This is a genomic window from Desulfitobacterium nosdiversum, from assembly GCF_049860565.1.
Taxonomy (GTDB): domain Bacteria; phylum Bacillota; class Desulfitobacteriia; order Desulfitobacteriales; family Desulfitobacteriaceae; genus Desulfitobacterium_A; species Desulfitobacterium_A nosdiversum.
In genome coordinates, this window is the sequence record NZ_CP172056.1 from 3,020,587 (window position 1) to 3,036,665 (window position 16,079).

At 39.3% G+C, this 16,079-nt stretch carries 17 protein-coding genes and 1 other RNA gene; 3 read left to right on the forward strand and 15 right to left on the reverse strand.

Going from position 1 to position 16,079, the window contains the following annotated elements:
* Positions 1 to 32: 32 nt before the first annotated feature.
* The 7 genes from folE to ACHOLT_RS14525 all read right to left on the reverse strand — a co-directional run bounded on the left by folE (position 33) and on the right by ACHOLT_RS14525 (position 6,915).
* Complete coding sequence (gene folE / locus ACHOLT_RS14495) at positions 33 to 599, reverse strand: GTP cyclohydrolase I FolE (protein ID WP_425801990.1); 567 nt, start codon at positions 597 to 599, stop codon at positions 33 to 35.
* Positions 600 to 786: 187 nt separating this feature from the next.
* Positions 787 to 1,944, reverse strand: a complete 1,158-nt coding sequence (locus tag ACHOLT_RS14500; protein ID WP_425801992.1) for a tetratricopeptide repeat protein — start codon at positions 1,942 to 1,944, stop codon at positions 787 to 789.
* 99 nt (positions 1,945 to 2,043) lie between these two features.
* Complete coding sequence (locus ACHOLT_RS14505; RefSeq protein ID WP_425801994.1) at positions 2,044 to 2,499, reverse strand: Fur family transcriptional regulator; 456 nt, start codon at positions 2,497 to 2,499, stop codon at positions 2,044 to 2,046.
* A 73-nt stretch (positions 2,500 to 2,572) separates the two neighbouring features.
* The gene (locus tag ACHOLT_RS14510) at positions 2,573 to 3,850 is read right to left on the reverse strand and encodes a class I SAM-dependent rRNA methyltransferase (protein ID WP_425801996.1); all 1,278 of its coding nucleotides are present in this window, start codon (positions 3,848 to 3,850) and stop codon (positions 2,573 to 2,575) included.
* Between the two features lie 138 nt (positions 3,851 to 3,988).
* Entirely contained in the window at positions 3,989 to 4,132 is a 144-nt protein-coding gene (locus tag ACHOLT_RS14515; protein WP_425801998.1) for a hypothetical protein, read from the reverse strand.
* Between the two features lie 196 nt (positions 4,133 to 4,328).
* Entirely contained in the window at positions 4,329 to 4,568 is a 240-nt protein-coding gene (locus ACHOLT_RS14520) for a YkuS family protein (RefSeq protein ID WP_425802000.1), read from the reverse strand.
* A gap of 67 nt (positions 4,569 to 4,635) precedes the next feature.
* Positions 4,636 to 6,915 carry a M28 family metallopeptidase gene (locus tag ACHOLT_RS14525; protein ID WP_425802003.1) on the reverse strand — a complete coding sequence of 760 codons (2,280 nt, stop codon included), beginning with the start codon at positions 6,913 to 6,915 and terminating at the stop codon, positions 4,636 to 4,638.
* A gap of 228 nt (positions 6,916 to 7,143) precedes the next feature.
* On the opposite strand from ACHOLT_RS14525, the gene ACHOLT_RS14530 reads away from it, so the two are divergent.
* Positions 7,144 to 8,088, forward strand: a complete 945-nt coding sequence (locus ACHOLT_RS14530; protein ID WP_425802005.1) for a phospholipase D-like domain-containing protein — start codon at positions 7,144 to 7,146, stop codon at positions 8,086 to 8,088.
* A gap of 104 nt (positions 8,089 to 8,192) precedes the next feature.
* Here ACHOLT_RS14530 and ACHOLT_RS14535 read toward each other — a convergent pair whose 3' ends face one another.
* From ACHOLT_RS14535 to panB, 4 genes are all read right to left on the reverse strand, one after another.
* Positions 8,193 to 8,819, reverse strand: coding sequence for a histidine phosphatase family protein (locus ACHOLT_RS14535; RefSeq protein ID WP_425802008.1), 627 nt, complete (start codon positions 8,817 to 8,819; stop codon positions 8,193 to 8,195).
* A 78-nt stretch (positions 8,820 to 8,897) separates the two neighbouring features.
* Positions 8,898 to 9,075, reverse strand: a non-coding RNA gene (ssrS, locus tag ACHOLT_RS14540) — 6S RNA.
* A gap of 52 nt (positions 9,076 to 9,127) precedes the next feature.
* On the reverse strand, positions 9,128 to 9,544 hold the full coding sequence (locus ACHOLT_RS14545) for an IclR family transcriptional regulator (RefSeq protein WP_425802010.1): 417 nt from the start codon (positions 9,542 to 9,544) through the stop codon (positions 9,128 to 9,130).
* An 83-nt stretch (positions 9,545 to 9,627) separates the two neighbouring features.
* Positions 9,628 to 10,461 carry a 3-methyl-2-oxobutanoate hydroxymethyltransferase gene (gene panB / locus ACHOLT_RS14550; RefSeq protein WP_425802012.1) on the reverse strand — a complete coding sequence of 278 codons (834 nt, stop codon included), beginning with the start codon at positions 10,459 to 10,461 and terminating at the stop codon, positions 9,628 to 9,630.
* Between the two features lie 128 nt (positions 10,462 to 10,589).
* On the opposite strand from panB, the gene ACHOLT_RS14555 reads away from it, so the two are divergent.
* Together ACHOLT_RS14555 and ACHOLT_RS14560 are read left to right on the forward strand one after the other, a co-directional pair.
* Positions 10,590 to 10,958, forward strand: a complete 369-nt coding sequence (locus tag ACHOLT_RS14555) for a TIGR04086 family membrane protein (protein WP_425802014.1) — start codon at positions 10,590 to 10,592, stop codon at positions 10,956 to 10,958.
* 102 nt (positions 10,959 to 11,060) lie between these two features.
* A complete protein-coding gene (locus ACHOLT_RS14560) occupies positions 11,061 to 11,519 on the forward strand; it encodes an FmdE family protein (protein WP_425802016.1) in 459 nt (152 codons plus the stop codon).
* 65 nt (positions 11,520 to 11,584) lie between these two features.
* Here the strand turns inward: ACHOLT_RS14560 and lgt are convergent, their stop codons facing one another.
* The 4 genes from lgt to pfkA all read right to left on the reverse strand — a co-directional run bounded on the left by lgt (position 11,585) and on the right by pfkA (position 16,077).
* Entirely contained in the window at positions 11,585 to 12,388 is an 804-nt protein-coding gene (lgt, locus tag ACHOLT_RS14565) for a prolipoprotein diacylglyceryl transferase (protein ID WP_425802018.1), read from the reverse strand.
* A gap of 151 nt (positions 12,389 to 12,539) precedes the next feature.
* Positions 12,540 to 12,743 (reverse strand): hypothetical protein, encoded by a 204-nt coding sequence (locus ACHOLT_RS14570; RefSeq protein ID WP_425802020.1) that lies wholly within the window; start codon positions 12,741 to 12,743, stop codon positions 12,540 to 12,542.
* 121 nt (positions 12,744 to 12,864) lie between these two features.
* Positions 12,865 to 14,985, reverse strand: a complete 2,121-nt coding sequence (locus ACHOLT_RS14575) for an ATPase (protein WP_425802022.1) — start codon at positions 14,983 to 14,985, stop codon at positions 12,865 to 12,867.
* Between the two features lie 120 nt (positions 14,986 to 15,105).
* A complete protein-coding gene (gene pfkA, locus ACHOLT_RS14580; RefSeq protein WP_425802025.1) occupies positions 15,106 to 16,077 on the reverse strand; it encodes a 6-phosphofructokinase in 972 nt (323 codons plus the stop codon).
* Positions 16,078 to 16,079 lie beyond the last annotated feature (2 nt).

A 16,079-nucleotide genomic window follows, 5' to 3' on the forward strand; every position in this document is an offset into this window, starting at 1 on the left:
CTGGTAAAGCTATAATTAATAATACTATATGCTTAATGATGTTCAATTAAAGAGAATGCCTCTGATCGGGTAGACTGACTTGTTTTAAAAATTCCTCGAACTGCTGAAGTTATCGTTTTTGATCCGGGTTTTTTTACTCCCCGCATCGTCATGCACATATGCTCTGCTTCAATAACTACGAGAACCCCTTGAGGATTTAATTCTTTCATAATTGAATCAGCAGTCTGAGATGTTAAGCGTTCTTGAAGCTGAGGTCTTTTGGCGTACCCTTCGACCACTCTGGCTAGCTTTGAAAGCCCGGTAACTTTCCCCTTTCTTGGGATATAAGCTACATGTGCTTTTCCATAAAAAGGTACGAGATGATGCTCACACATCGAATAGACAGGTATATCCTTAACAATCACCATCTCTTCGTGTTCTTCTGAAAATTGTACTTTTAAATGAGAACTGGGATCTTCATGTAATCCTGAAAATACTTCTTTGTACATACGAGCTACCCGTTTGGGCGTATCACGCAATCCTTCTCTTTCCGGATCTTCGCCAATTGCCTCAAGGATCATATAAACTGCTTGTTCTATTTTATCTGTATCGACACCCAAGTTTCTCTTTCCCCCTCATACTCTTATCAAACGTGTTACCTGATCTTTATCTTCACTCTTAGTTCAGTCTAAGTTCTAAATCACAGCATTACTTTATCTATTTTAGCATTATCGTCATAAAGTTCGCAACTTTTAAGAAAAGCGCCTTTCCTCGATATAACTTTTTCGAAGAAAAGCGCTGATTTTGTTATGCTAATTTTAAAGCTCGGTTAAAACAATCAATAGCACGATCATGCTCCTCAAGTTCATCATATATATTTCCTAACAATGCCCAGCCTTCTGAATGATCTGGCTGAATACGAAGTAAACGTTCTATGGAATCAATCCCCGCTTCCCAATTTCCCTTTTGAACATGACATACAGCCAAATTATATAAAATCAATGGATGCCCCTGGGCAAGTTTTAAGGCTTCTTGATAGTATTCTGTGGCTTTTCGGGATCTTCCGAGTTGAACTAGTGTATAGGCCATATTATTAAGCAATATTGGATCATTCTTACACAAAGAAAACGCTCTTTCTTGTAAATTCAATGCTTCTAAGGATCGTCCCATATTTTGATACACTGCCGCCAAATTACATAATGCATCATAATGATCCGGCTCATGCTTTAGGACCATTTTAAAATAGTGAACTCCTTTTTTAAATTCATTAAGTTGAACATAACAATAGGCTAACCGGGCGACATTATCTGGATTGACTCCATAACGAAGCGCACGATCAAAACTAACTGCTGCCTGCCGAATTTGCTGCAGCTGTAAATGGCTTTCAGCTTTCATTTCCCAATAGACAGCATTATGGGGTTTAATTTCACAGCACCCTTGATAACAACGTAAGGCTTCAAGATGATCACCATGATAAGTATAAATTGTTCCAAGCCGAAAAAGTATTTCAAAATTTTTAGGGTTAGTTAGAATGGCTTTATTTAAAATATCAATTGCAGCTTGATGATCTCCAAGCTCTAACTTAATATCTGCTTGAAGCTCGAGATAAACTGGATTTTGGGGTTCCTGATCCAATGCCTTACCAATTGCCTCAGAAGATTCGCGGAGCAGACCTTGAGCAATACAGCAACGAGCCATAAGATAATAGATCTCACCGTCTAGTGTAACATCCTGCCCCAAACATTTTTCTAAATAATCCTTAGATTCCTGATATACTTCGTGTTCAATTAGAAGTCGAACAATTTTAAGCTGAGGCTGGCTCGTTTCTTTCTCTAGGAGCTGAAGCCAATTCTCAATTGATTTTTCCAATGTCCCAGATAATATCCAGTTCCAATTTTGTAGCCAATCTTTCCAGGAAGTCTTCCTTTGCCACTGAACTTTACGACCGGTTGTCAATGGAAACATAGGGCGTCGCTCCTTTTACCATATTTTACTAAATTATTTCGCCCTATGGTATCCTTTTCCTCCTGTTATTTTCGTTCTTATTCCGTCAAAAAAGCACGTTTATTCTAACGTGCTTTGACATTTCTGGCAATATCCAAGGAATTTAAGATCATGGTCGACGACTTTAAATCGATTTCGTTTAAATATTACAGTTTCTAACGATTCTAACAAATCATCATCAAATTCTGAAACTTCGCCGCAGTTTAAACAAATAAGATGGTGATGATGATGTTCATCCTTCCGAGTAAATTCATAACGACTGCGGCCATCACCAAAATCGTTTTTTTGTAAAATCCCCAGCTCAGCCAATAAGTCCAAGGTTCGATATACAGTTGCTAATCCCATATCCGGGTACTCGTTTTTCACGAGCGAATAAACATCTTCCGCACTTAAATGCCGAGCGGAATTCTCAAGAAACGTCCTTAATATGGTTTGACGCTGAGGAGTTAATTTATAGGAATTATTACGCAGCCGATCACAAATGGTTTTATAATCTTCGTGTTCACCTTCCACCATATTCCCTCCTCATTTCCCTTCTTCTATTATATGCTTCACTTTCTTTTTTGCAAAGATGTTCCTATGAAAGTAACTAAGAACGGTCAAATACCTCGAAAATCGCAAATTTTAAATAATTGGTCTCTGGGCTTCCCAGTAAAATTGGATGATCTTTGCCTGCTCTCCGAAATTCAATAAGGCGTAAAATCTTTTTCGCGTCGGCGGCAGCTTTTAATATCGTCTCCAAAAATTCTTCCTCACTTACATGATATGAACAGGAAGCACTCACTAAAATGCCACCCGTCTTCACGAGTTTTAGTCCTTGAAGATTAATCTCTTTATAGCCTCTCAAGGCACTTTGTATCGTTTTGCGGCTCTTGGCAAATGCCGGCGGATCAAGAATGACAATGTCCCATGTTTTTTCTTCCTTAACTTTCTCACGTAAGAAATCAAACACATTGGCCTCGACAAAATCCGTCCGGTGTAAAAATCCATTTTGCAAGGCATTATGTTGAGCCATTTCAATCGCCCGCTGCGATATGTCAACACATGTAACCTTTTTAGCCCCATATTTGCATGCATTTAACATGAAGGAACCTGTATGGGAAAAACAATCAAGAACCTCCGCACCGTCCCAAAACGGATTTTTAATCTCTTTGCCCTTTGAGTCGTATGGGATCCCTTCCCGGAGTTGTATTCCTCTTCGTTCTCCCCAACCCGTCATTAAAGGTTTTAAAGAAGCTCTATTTTCCCTTTGGTCAAAGAAGTATCCTGTCTTTTGACCTTCTGCTACATCAACCGTAATCCTAATTCCATTTTCTTCAACAGTAACCACTGTATCAAAAGCTTGTCCAACAAAGCCTGTTCTTTGCTCCAATCCTTCAAGTTCACGAACAGGAACATCACTGCGTTCATAGATCCCTCGAGGTTTAAATACCTCTTGAAGTGCTTGGAATAGCATTTCTCTTCGACGATCCATACCGCGAAATAAAATTTGTACAACCAAAATATCTTCATATTTATCGACAATTATTCCCGGTAAAAAATCCGCTTCTCCGTAGATTACTCGACATGAGGAAGCCTCTGGAAGCAGCCATTCTCTCCGTTGCCATGCTTGTCTTACTCTATCATAAAACCACTCGTTGGTAATCTTTTCAGGATGATAAGAAAGTATTCTTACGGCAATTTGCGAATTTGAGTTATATAATCCCTGCGCCAAAAAATGTCCCGCATGATTGACGATATCTACCAAATCCTCTTCATCGCTTTGCTCTCCTTCTATTTTAGCGATTTCACTTTTATAAATCCAAGGATGACCTTGTTCTAGCCGTTTACGCCGATTTTGAGTTAAAAAAACCTTTATATTGCTCAAATTCATTTCCTCACTTTCGCCTGTTGCTTCTCTTATTCAGCATTTTGTCCATTTATTAATTCCTTTATAAAATAATACCCAAAACCATAAAAAAAGGAAAGCATCAGCTTCCCTTTCTTTACTTTAACATATTTCAGTTTAATATGGCCAGGGATATTGGTACGGATACGGACCGTAAGGATGATACCCATACCCGTAATATCCTGGATAGGCTGGAGCCGTTAGTGCACCAAGTCCAAATCCTAAGCCTAAGCCAAGCCCGAAAGGAATTAACCCGAACATTTTCAGCTCTCCTTTCATAAGACAACATGTTGAGAATGATAGAAAAATTCACTTAATCAGTAAAATTACACTACCATATTATGGTAGTTCAGGGCCATTTGTTACGATCATCTCGATTACACATAAATGGACTGTCTCAATTATATTATTTTCTAATTGAGACAGTCCGTCATTACATAATTGCCTAATTAACAACTTAAGATAGGCGGTCTCTTAACACTTCGACAACTTCCTCGGCACTTCGTCCTGAAGCATGAATGACCGGTACCCTAAGATTAGCCGGAGAAGCTAAAATATCCGTTCCATCTCCTTTGACAACAACCGCACGGACATTAAAAAGATCATCTCCCTCAAGGGAGGTAGTATGAAAACCTGAAGCATGCAAAGCTTGGACAACATTTGTAAGTCCTTCTTCAACCGCAATTTTCTTGTACATTTTTTCGACCCCCTTATTATTAATTTTTTCTTTACGGCCTCTATATATACCGTTGAATATTTTCCAATTAAAATTGAAATTCAGAGCGATAAATTTCTAAATAGTCTACAGACAAATTCGATTTTTCCAAAGTCAGATTTGGCTTTAAATCAGGGAAACTGATTTCGGTAGTCACTTGGACTGTACTTTCACCTTCGATAGTCCATTGTAAAACCGGTTTCTGAGGAGGAGTTCGTTCAAGAATAAGCTCATACTGTCCTTTCCTTTCTTTACCTTCTAATTTGACCTTACGGGGAAGTTTATTTATCGGCAGGAAGTCATCCATCTGTGTAATATAAAAAGGTTTAGAACTTGTCAATTTTATCTGAACACGATAAGGTTCACGAACATAATTCATCTTTAAGCTTAAATTAAACGATCTGCTTCCTTTATCAACAACTACTCCTTCTAAACTCATAGGAGGCTTATCTGCTTGTGCTGAAAGGTAAATATTTTTGCTTGGCCTTTGATTAAACCCTTTGGAGATATCTTTAGGAATAAAATCGTGCGAAACAATATGATATTGAGCCGTTTGATTACCTGCCCATTCTTTTTGAACGCGAATGGTTTGAGGGTAAGCACGCGTATAGCTTGGAATAAAGCCAATAAGGATTAGGCTTAAAATAATCGTGACAAATGCAGGTACTTTGGTTATCTTTAAAATCAGTTTTATATGTTTGGGTCTTCTGAATACGACATACATCCCCGAGAAAAGAATAGGCATTAAAAGGCCGGAATAAACAAGCGTAGATAGAATTGGATAAAGATGAAGAATTTCATAAAAACTGCTCCATTGATGTGAATTAAGCAGTTCCCAATGGATATGATAAATAAAATAAGGTGCAATTAAAACTAATAGCAGATTTGGCCAAAAATAAAGCAAATCTATACATAATAACCAGAATAAAAAGGGATACGCAATATCAAGGCGATACAGAGCTAGAAAGGTTGTAATCAGCAACAATGATCCGGTTGCAGCTAACCAATAGAAATTCTCAGAACGGGGCAAAGGGATTTTTTTTAAAATCCTCATAGCTAATAGAATAAGACTTAAACCCAGGAGAAACCGTATAACCAAGAATAAACCTGGATAAGCAAACCAAAGGATTTCAGTTTCCTTGATCTTTTGATATAGAATCTCTCCTGCACCGCTTAATGAAACTACTCCCACAGCAAGTCCGGCAAGAGATAAAATCCCAAGCAAATAATATCCAATATTCTTCGCATTAACTCTTTTCTTATTTATAAATACACGTACCAAAAGATATCCGGTAAAAAATAGAATAATTACAAAAAGAAGGCGAAGCCCCATAGTCGGTAATATAAAGACATGCGACCCGAGTTGAAATGTGAGATAGGAAGAATCCCAGTTTTGCGGACCGGCAGACGGCAATTGGACCGATTTTATGAGTTCTAAAATGAGAGGTCCGATTCGATCAATATCCTGAAGGGGCAATTTATCAATCTGATCCTCCGGTCGGTGAAAATATCCTTCGGGTCGGCCCGAAATGCCAAAGCCAATAGAAGGAATACCATGATCCAAAAACGAGCTGAAATCACTGTTACCGCCTTGGGTTCCACCTCTGGTCATAACTAAGAAATCTCGGCTCAGATGAAAAGGTACACCTTCCTGATTGACAACCTTAACAACCTGTCGGACAAGTTCTGGAGGTGAAGAAGTTTTTCCCGCAATATCAACTTCAAGCGGAGTTCCTACCATATCCAAATTGATCATCCAGCGAACTGCTGAAAGATCAGCTTGAGAGACATAATACTCAGAACCTACTAAACCGGCTTCCTCAGCTCCAAAAAATATAAGTTGATAGGTTTCTCGATGAGGTTTATTTCCTAAGATTTTCGCGAGCTCGAGCAGAACACCAACTCCAGAGGCATTATCTACAGCTCCAGGTGCTGACGAGTCAGCGGAATCATAATGAGCCCCTAAAAGCACGGTTTCCGAAATTTGACCCGGTAATTCGGCAATGATATTTTGACTATTAATGATTGTGATTCGATTCTCCGGATTTAGCGGATCATTTTGCACAATTACTTTGCTAAAAGGTTGTTCTTTTACCTTCCACCCTGCCTGTTCCAAAATATAACGAATATATTGAGCGGCTTTTTGTTCTCCCTTACTTCCTGCAGGCCGTGGACCGATTTTTTCAGATAGATATCGTGCATGTTCGTAAGCATTTCCAGCATTAAATTCAACCTCCTTCGTTTGAGGTTGAGCCTGAGTCATGGATGGACCAGCGAACAGAAAAAAAAGCATGACTTGAAAAATTGTGAAGATTTTTAGTCCCTTCATCGATATCGGTCTCCTTTTTCCTTTCTGTGCTTGCCAATTTTTATGAAGAGGAACCGATGAATAGACCAATTTTTTAATATGAAAGATTTATGCTATAATTATTTGCGATATATGCGATATAACCGAAGAAAAAGTAAAGGATAAATGTCCATGTTCAAGAAATTTTTTCTCATATTTATATCGATCTCCATCTTACTCTCTGGCTGCTCTTTAAATTTACAAAAGTATATGAAGAAGAAAGAGCTTGCCAGTTCGAATTTGCCAGCGGAATCCATCTTGTTAACACAGGATGAAATCTATAATCAAACCGTTCAATTAATAAATTCTGCTCAAAAATCAATTTACGTCGAGCAGGGAGTATTTGCTGACGATAGATTATCGCAGCTGCTTATTTCAAAATCAAAAAGCGGCTTAGATGTTCGTGTTTTATTGGATCAATTTCAAACCGCCAATCGCACGACTTTAAATGAACTTAAAAATAATCAAGTTTCTGCTCAGTTTTATCCAGCACGCAAAGGACAGTACGACCATGTAAAACTTCTTGTCGTTGATTACAGTCAGGCTATCGTCTATTCCTCTAACTGGTCCAGTGACGGCTGGAATGCGGCAAATATGGCTGTACTTTTAAAGGATAAAACCGCCTGGAAATTAGCTAATATTGTTTACAGCCGAGACTGGGAGTTTACTACAACTTTATCTCTTAATGTGCCAAAAACGACTTCACTTACCGAAGATAATATTACCCCAGCTACAACTGCTAATATTAGGCAGCAAATTACTGAACAAATATCCTCCAGTTCTCGAAGCATCTGGATCGAGGCTACAGAAGTATCAGATAAGGATACCATTCTAACATTAACAAATGCTGCTTCTAAGGGCCGTGATGTTCGTATTTTGCTCGATGCCAATAAAGCTAAATCAACGCCTGTGATTTTAGAACAATTGAAATCGGCTGGCGTACAAGTCCGATTTTATAAAGAAAAAAACAATCAGCCGCTTGGATTCAATCTTGGAATTTTTGACGGAAACACTTTTATTTTTAGCAGTTCTGGCTGGTCATATCTTACTTTCTTTAATAACCATGAATTATCGCTTACCGTCCCTTCTCCTGCTGCAACAACTAAATTAATTCAGACTTTTGACACTGACTGGCAAAATGGCAGCTCAACTTAAAATTTGAAAATAGATGTTGCACAAAAGCAGGTATAGACTCAAAAGTTTATACCTGCTTTTGTTTGTGATTATTTTTTTACGATTTAATTTAGGCTTCGGTTTCATTAATTTTTTACAATTTCCAAATGCCTGTGATCTGCAATCAAAATCGGATTTACTTTACCATCATTCGATAGATCTAAAATATTAACGGCTGTATTATACTGCCAAGGTACATTCGTCCAATCCTCAAGGGATAAACCCAACGCCTTTTTTATAAGAAGTTGTAAAGTCATTCCATGCGTCACAAGGCATAAAGTTTGTCCAGGATATTTAACAGGTAAGCTAAGCAAGAAGTTCCAGCTGCGCTCTGTAACTGAACTCATACTTTCTCCCCCTGGAATCTTAACTTGATGCGGACCTTGATCCCAAAGTACAAAACGCTCTGGATCAGTTTGGCGTAACTCCCGCCAAGCTTGACCTTCCCATTCCCCAAAGGATATCTCCCTGAGCTCAGATGAAATTAATACTTCTGGAAGTTCCAAAATTTTACGGATTTCTTGTGCCGTTGCAATAGCCCGAGATAAATCACTTGAAATAATCGTACTTATTCCTTCACTTTTTAAACGTTGACCTAAAACTCGAGCTTGATGAATACCTCTTTCTGTTAAAGGAGAATCCTTAGCTCCTTGCACTCGTCCCTCAAGATTCCAAAGTGTTTCCCCATGTCGAGTTAATATGATTCTCGTCATAACCTCATTCCTCTTCAATACTTTTATAATATTATATATTATTTCATTAATTATAAAAAAGGTAGGGCACATGTCCCTACCCTCCCCGCCTTGCCGTAAAACCCCAGGTTTCTGACCCTGCTCTCGCAGGTGGGCACCTAGATCAAACTTTCCATCTTCCCAATAAAGGGCTTGACGTACAGGAAGGATCATTCCAGTTCCCTAAACATAAATAGGATCAAAACCAAAGAAAGTTTTACGCACAACGCAGGGTACAATGTATTATATCACGATTATTTTTAAATTTCTTGATGAAAGGACTGGTAAATTTACCTTTTTAAAAGTTTATCTTCAACTTCTGCTAAACGTTCCTGGAGTAAGGCAATTGCCATTTCCTGAGTCCGGATTCTTCTTCTTAAAGCATCTATTTGATTTGTAAAATCTTCAATAATACTTTGTGTGTTAACACTTTCCTTTGACGGGGCTTCCTCTTCTAGAGTTTGTTGTTCTGCTTCGGAAATTGAGAGAACACGAAAACGAGCATAGCGACTATTTCGGCCAGGTTTAATCTCTAACCAACCGTCCGCTTCAAGAGACTGAAGAGCCCTTTTAAGGGTTACACTAGCAGTCCCCGTTTCATACTGAATTTCTGAAAAAGCTAACTCAAACTCTCTTCCCTTATTCTTCCTGGCTATATCTTCGAAAAATGCAACAAATTTTGCATGAGTTTTCTCTCTCAATTTCAAAGGGCTCATCTCCTAGGATAAAATATCTCAGAGGATAGCTACTTTGAATATTATATTCAATTTTGAGTCGAATCATCCATTATTTAATCTTTACCATACAGTTTTTCTACAATTTCATCAGATAATTTAAATTCATGTTCTTTGGCAGGAAAGTTTTGCTGTTTAACTTCAGTAATATATTCACGAATTCCTTGAACTGCAAGTGCCTTAACATCACCATAGGATTTAACAAATTTCGGTTTAAAACGGTCGAACATACCTAATAAATCATGAATTACGAGGACTTGTCCATCACAATCCTTACCTGCTCCGATACCAATGCTAGGGACTGTTATTTCCCGGGTAATCCTTTTAGCCACTTCTGCAGGAATCGCTTCTAAAACAATACTCATTACTCCGGCCTCTTCCAGTGCACGGGCATCTCTCATAAGTTGCTTTGCACTCTCAAGATCACGTCCTTGAACCTTAAAGCCGCCAAGTTGGGTTGCCGTTTGAGGAGTTAATCCAATATGACCGACAACAGGAATCCCTACTTGAGTTAATGTCTTAATAATCGGCGCAAAACTTTCTCCGCCCTCTAATTTAACTGCATCCGCGCCTCCTTCTTGAATCAGCCGGCCTGCATTTAACAGAGCCGAATCAATTGTCGCGTAACTCATAAACGGCATGTCAACAACGACAAAAGTCTGAGGAGCACCACGACGTACAGCTTTCGCATGGTGAATCATATCATCCATTGTGACCGGAACAGTCGAATCATATCCTAGTACAACCATTCCCAATGAATCACCCACTAAAATCATGTCTAAGCCTGCTTCTTCAACCCAATGCGCTCCTGGATAATCATAAGCCGTAAGCATTGTAATTTTTTCGTGCTCTGCTTTCATTTTGAAAAAATCTGGTACCATTTTTTTCATGGCCATATCTCCTCCTCCGCCTGTGATTATTCACCTTGTTTTATTATACCACGAATAAAATAAGGTAGATTAAGAATACTCATTTCTTCTTTAGCATAAATTCTATTAGCCAAAGGAGGAATGCAAGTATGCCAACGTCCTTTAAATTTAGCCTTGTTGCAAAGGGAATTCTTATTTCTGTTCTTTTTGCCCTTATTCTTTCCCTGTTTTTTAGCCTTTTACTCGCTTTTACTAGTATACCCGAATCTGAATTATTGTTTAAATTTATTTTCGGAATCAGCGTCTTTTTAGGTGCTGCCTTTGCTTCATATCAAGCTGGTGCTAAAGGACTTTATTATGGTCTAGCCATAGGGATTGGCTTCATTCTTTTCTTACTGTTGGTCTTTGCCGTTTTAGCTCCGAGTTCACCGTCATGGTTAAACTTTGGTGAAAAATCGATTATTTCCCTGGTCTGCAGCTCATTAGGCGGTATAATAGGAGCAATTCTCAAACGCTAGATTCAATAATCTAAATTTAACATTAACAAGACATAATCGCTTCCATTTTCAGAGTATACGCTATAAAATAAAAGAAAAAAGCTATCTAGCGGAGGAAATGAGATGTGCACTGAAAAAACCCCTTGGGAACAAGTCATTGACTTTCATGGTCATACTTGCCCCGGTATTGCTTTAGGCTATCGTGTCGCCGTTATCGCTCAAAAAGAGTTGGGTTTACGTCCAACTCCAGATTCTGAACTCTTAGTTAAAGCTTCAACACACTCTTGCGCTTTGGATGCATTGCAAATTATCAATAAAGCAACCGTTGGCCGTGGAGCCCTAATAATCGAGGAAACCCATGAACACATTTACCAGTTTTATTTTACGGGAACTCAAGCCATTCTAAAGATTACATTAGATCCAAGCCTTATTGATCAACTCGCTTCAATTAAGCAATTAAACCTAAATCCTCGTGAAAAACAAAATAAAAATCTGGAAGCCATTCAGCAAATCCTGAGTCTTGAAGAAACAGATTTTTGCACGATTGAACAAGTGCCAGGAGAACTTACTAAAATTGGATAGAATATTTAAAACGTACTTCATTTAAGTAAACCTCTTTGAAGTACGTTTTTATTATCTAACTGTATTTATTCTTTTTCGGCTGTTTGTTTCGAAAGCGTTACCTTCTGACGATGAAAACGCCATACGACTAGAAGAAGCGCTAGAACCACAGCAATTATACTGCTCCATTGAGCCGCAGTCCAATTGAAAAGATAACGAGAGCTGTCTCCCCTGAAATTCTCTAGGAAAAAGCGAACAGCATTGTAGCCAGCTACATAAACTAGGAAAATCACTCCAGAAGGCCACTTTCTGGTTTTTAATATAACCAGCAAAGCAAAAAGAATGATATCAAACTGACCTTCCCACACTTCTGCAGGCCAAAGAGGCTGTGTTCCAAACGTAGCACGGGCAATTGTGCCTTCCGGAAAGATAAGCCCGAAATCACCTCCGGTGGGTCCACCAAAAGCATCTCCATTCATTAAATTGGCATCCCGACCAATACTTTGCGCTAAAATAAGCCCCGGGGCAGCCAGATCAGCTAATTCCCAAAATGGAAGCTTCTTTTTCCATATATACCAACCACCTAAAAGTAAGGCCCCGACTACTCCGCCTTGAATGGACAATCCTCCATGCCAAACTGCCAAAATTTCTTGTGGATTTTCCCGATAGTAGGGCCACTCGAAAAAAAACACCTGCCAAAATCGAGCACCAATTAAGCCCCCTATTAACAGAAGGGGAGCTAAATCTAAAAAAGGCTCAACCCATTCTTGTTTTCCTTCAGCCTTGATAAAATAAACTGTGACTCCAATGCCTAAAATAAAGGCCAAAGCAAATAATGTTCCGTACGCACGTACCGGGAAATTCCCAATAAAAAACCAATATTGATGCATAATAACCCCCTAATTATTAGTTAATCTGCCCTTAAAACACTGCCGGTAAACGTATACTAAAATTAAATTGCCATATTTTATATGGCTTATGTATTACAGCAATACTAAAGGCTTGATGCTATCATCAAGCCTTTAGTATTTTTTTCACATTTTACTGCGCATTCAAATGAGAGAAAAATGGATCATATTCAGAAGGATCGGGAATATTTGCTTCACGAAGATCTTTTCCTGCAGGTGTTTGAACTTTTTGGAAATAGGTAGAAGATTTAGATTTTCCACTCAGAGAATCTGCAAAACCTGTAACAATAAATGTAGCAATTGCAATAAGACCGACAATCCAACTTAATAACATCATGTACACCTCCAAATTTATTTTAGGTTCTAATTGAATTTTGTCAAGATATCAAAATCAACCATCAACTGTAAGAATAACATTATATTTTATTTTCTATAATACCATATTCAAATTTATTTCTTTAAACACTCCTCTCCTTAATAAGATTATTCCATGAGATTTCAATACGATCTCCATTACGAAGAGAAGTTGTAAACTCTCCCGGAAGGCCATTTACAAAAATTTTAAGAGTTTCTCCCGTACCCATCGGTTCAGGTAATTTTACATAGGGAAGTATATCTGACAGAATAGGCATATCACCATAGCCTTCCAGTCGAATCTCCATGCCGTCGGTCACTAAATCCTCAAGTGTCAGATGCTGTCCCCGCGAAAAAATTTTCAATATCTGAGACGGATAAACTATTTCCTCCCCATTAATGTGGAAATGCATAGGGGATGCTTGTAAATTTAAATCAGATAACTTTACTTTAGGCTCTCTGATCTCAATTTTATCTTGATTATTAATTTTACTGTCTAACTTGGTCTGCTGACCATTAATTAATATCTCACGAAGCAATTCATATTCCTGCGGTTTTCCATCAATTTTAAAGTGGAGAAGCTGTCTATTTTCTAAAGGTAAATGCATTTGCAGTAAGAGATCACGCAATGTCTGATTGGCAACATATTCTATTTTCCACCCATCCATTATCTCCGAATTACGATCAAGTCGCTCACCCTCCTTAAAAAATAGCGGTTCAAACAAGAAGAATTCTCCATTAACAGTTATATTTTTATCCGCTAAATCGGGAAATATCTCATGGGTGCGAATTTGAGCAGAGTCTCCAGAAATTCCTGGTATAAATTCAATTTGATCACCTGGAGCTAATACATAATCAAGACTTACGCGCTGACCATTAACAAAATATGCCGCGGGTTGACCTAAGCTTCCTTTAACCAGTTTGACTTCGCCATTCATCTCGAAGGTTAATGCCCTCCCTGGTCTTCCTAATAATGATTTTGGGGAAATTCCCGCAGATAACAGCGCATCTGTGACCGTCGTTTTCTGAAGCTCCAGAATGGATACCGGCGTCGAATTAACCTCTACTTCATAATAGCGTAATCCTAAACCCTCTAAGGCTGAAATTCCTATTCCGATGGGTGTAATGACTTCCGGGCCTTTAATTCCCGGTTCACCGAAAATCCCGTCAATTCTTTCCCGGATCTGAATTCCAACCCGATTAGCCGGCAAATCGATAATTTCAGTAATCATTTCACGAAGCAACGGTGTTAAACTTCCTCCCCCGATCAGAATTATAGCATGGGGAGCTTCTTCGTTTAACCTTATAATTTCCGCAACAATTTTTTGAGCTAATTCCATAGCAACCGGCGTAATACATTCCAGAACCTCATTCTTAGAAAGTGAATTCTTCTCTCCCAGAAAATTTTTAAAGCTTAAACGTGTTTTTGTTCTAATGCTCCGTTTTAATTTTTCCCCAGTTTGAAAATCGAGTAAATAGGTTTGACAGAGCTGTTCTGTTATTTCATCCCCTGCCATTGGAACCATTCCATAGGCAAAAAAAGTTCCCTGCTTCGTTAATGCAATATCAGCTGTACCCGCACCGATATCAACCAAGGCGAGATTCATACGGCGCATATCCCGGGGAATAGCTGCCAATCCCGCTGCGATCGGTTCCAACGTTAAACTTTCCATTATAAGTCCTGCTCGCTGAACCACTGCTATTAAACCATCTACGACAGTTCTAGGCAAAAATGTAGTGATAACCTTAATTTGAGCATCCTTACCGCGTTGTCCTATGAGATTAGAAATTTTTTGTCCTTCAAGACATCTTTCAATGGTCGAATAACCGACACAATGGTATGCACTGCTTTCCTCATCCCCATCTATTTCACGGAGTGCCTGCTGAACAGCCTCCATTTCCAGGCTGACAACATTTTCTCGTTCCCAGATGATCGGAAAAGCTTCGTGCCTTTCATAGGAAGTAATTACAGTTTTTAAAGCACGGCCTGCTGCCGCAACAGCTGCAGATTGTAAAGGCTGATTAATTTTTTGTTCCAGCTCCGTTTTAACTCTTAATACAGCCTGAGCTACTTCTTCAATATCATGAACCTGTCCATCATACATTGCTCTTTGGCGATGCTCAGTCTGAGCGCTGGCAAGAATCGTATATCTTTCCTCTTCTTTAACCATAACTAAGCCCATGACCATTCTTGTACCTATATCTAGAGCAAAAATCCGCCCCACGCGTCTCACCTCTTAAAAAGAAGAATTCGACTCATATCATCGAAATTCCTTCCGGCTTAAGCAGAGGAAAATAAATAGCGTACTTCCATTCGAAGTGCGCTATCTACAGTTATAAAACCGTTAAATTGAAAGCTGATTTGCCAGCTCATATAAGTCATAGTTAAACGGTTTACGGGGTCCATAGGCGACCTCCATAGGCAGCCCGATCACCTCTTGGCTGACTCGGGCTGTCATTTGATCGCTCTGACCGGAGCGAAGCAATTCAACGGCCTTCGCCCCCATTTCTGAAGCAATAACCACATCTAAAGCACTTGGATTACCCCCGCGCTGGATATGGCCTAAAATCGTGACTCGGGTATCAAATCCGGTTTCTAAGCGAAGATCCTCAGCTATTTTCCATGCACTGCCGGCACCCTCAGCAACTATAATAATGCTATGATTTTTGCCTCTCTGATGGCCGCGTAGGAGCTTTGAACTGACTTCCTTTAAGTCAACGGAGATCTCTGGTACAATAATTGATTCAGCCCCGCAGGCCAGCCCAGCATGCAAAGCGATGCTCCCAGATTCTCTTCCCATAACCTCTACGATAAATGTTCGTTCATGAGAAGTTGCCGTATCCCGAATTTTACTGACGGATTCTATGACAGTATTTAGGGCAGTATCGAACCCAATTGTAAAATCTGTCCCAGGGATATCATTATCAATCGTCGCCGGGATTCCTATAATCGGAATCCCTTGTGATGAAAGAGTTTGCGCTCCTCGGAATGATCCGTCTCCTCCAATAACGACTAATGCATCAATCCCCTGCTTACGCAGTTGATCAGCTGCTTTGCGCTGACCGTCAGAAGTCATCATTTCCTGGGAACGTGCAGTCATCAGCATTGTACCGCCGCGATGAACAATATCTGCGACTGTACCCAAACTCATCTCCCTGAAAATACCATTAATGAGTCCTTCATACCCTCTTTCAATACCGTACACTTTTAGTCCATGATAAATACCTTTTCGTACTACCGCCCGAATAGCGGCATTCATTCCAGGGGCATCTCCCCCGCTCGTTAGGACTCCGATGCTTTGAACTTTATGATTCAAAA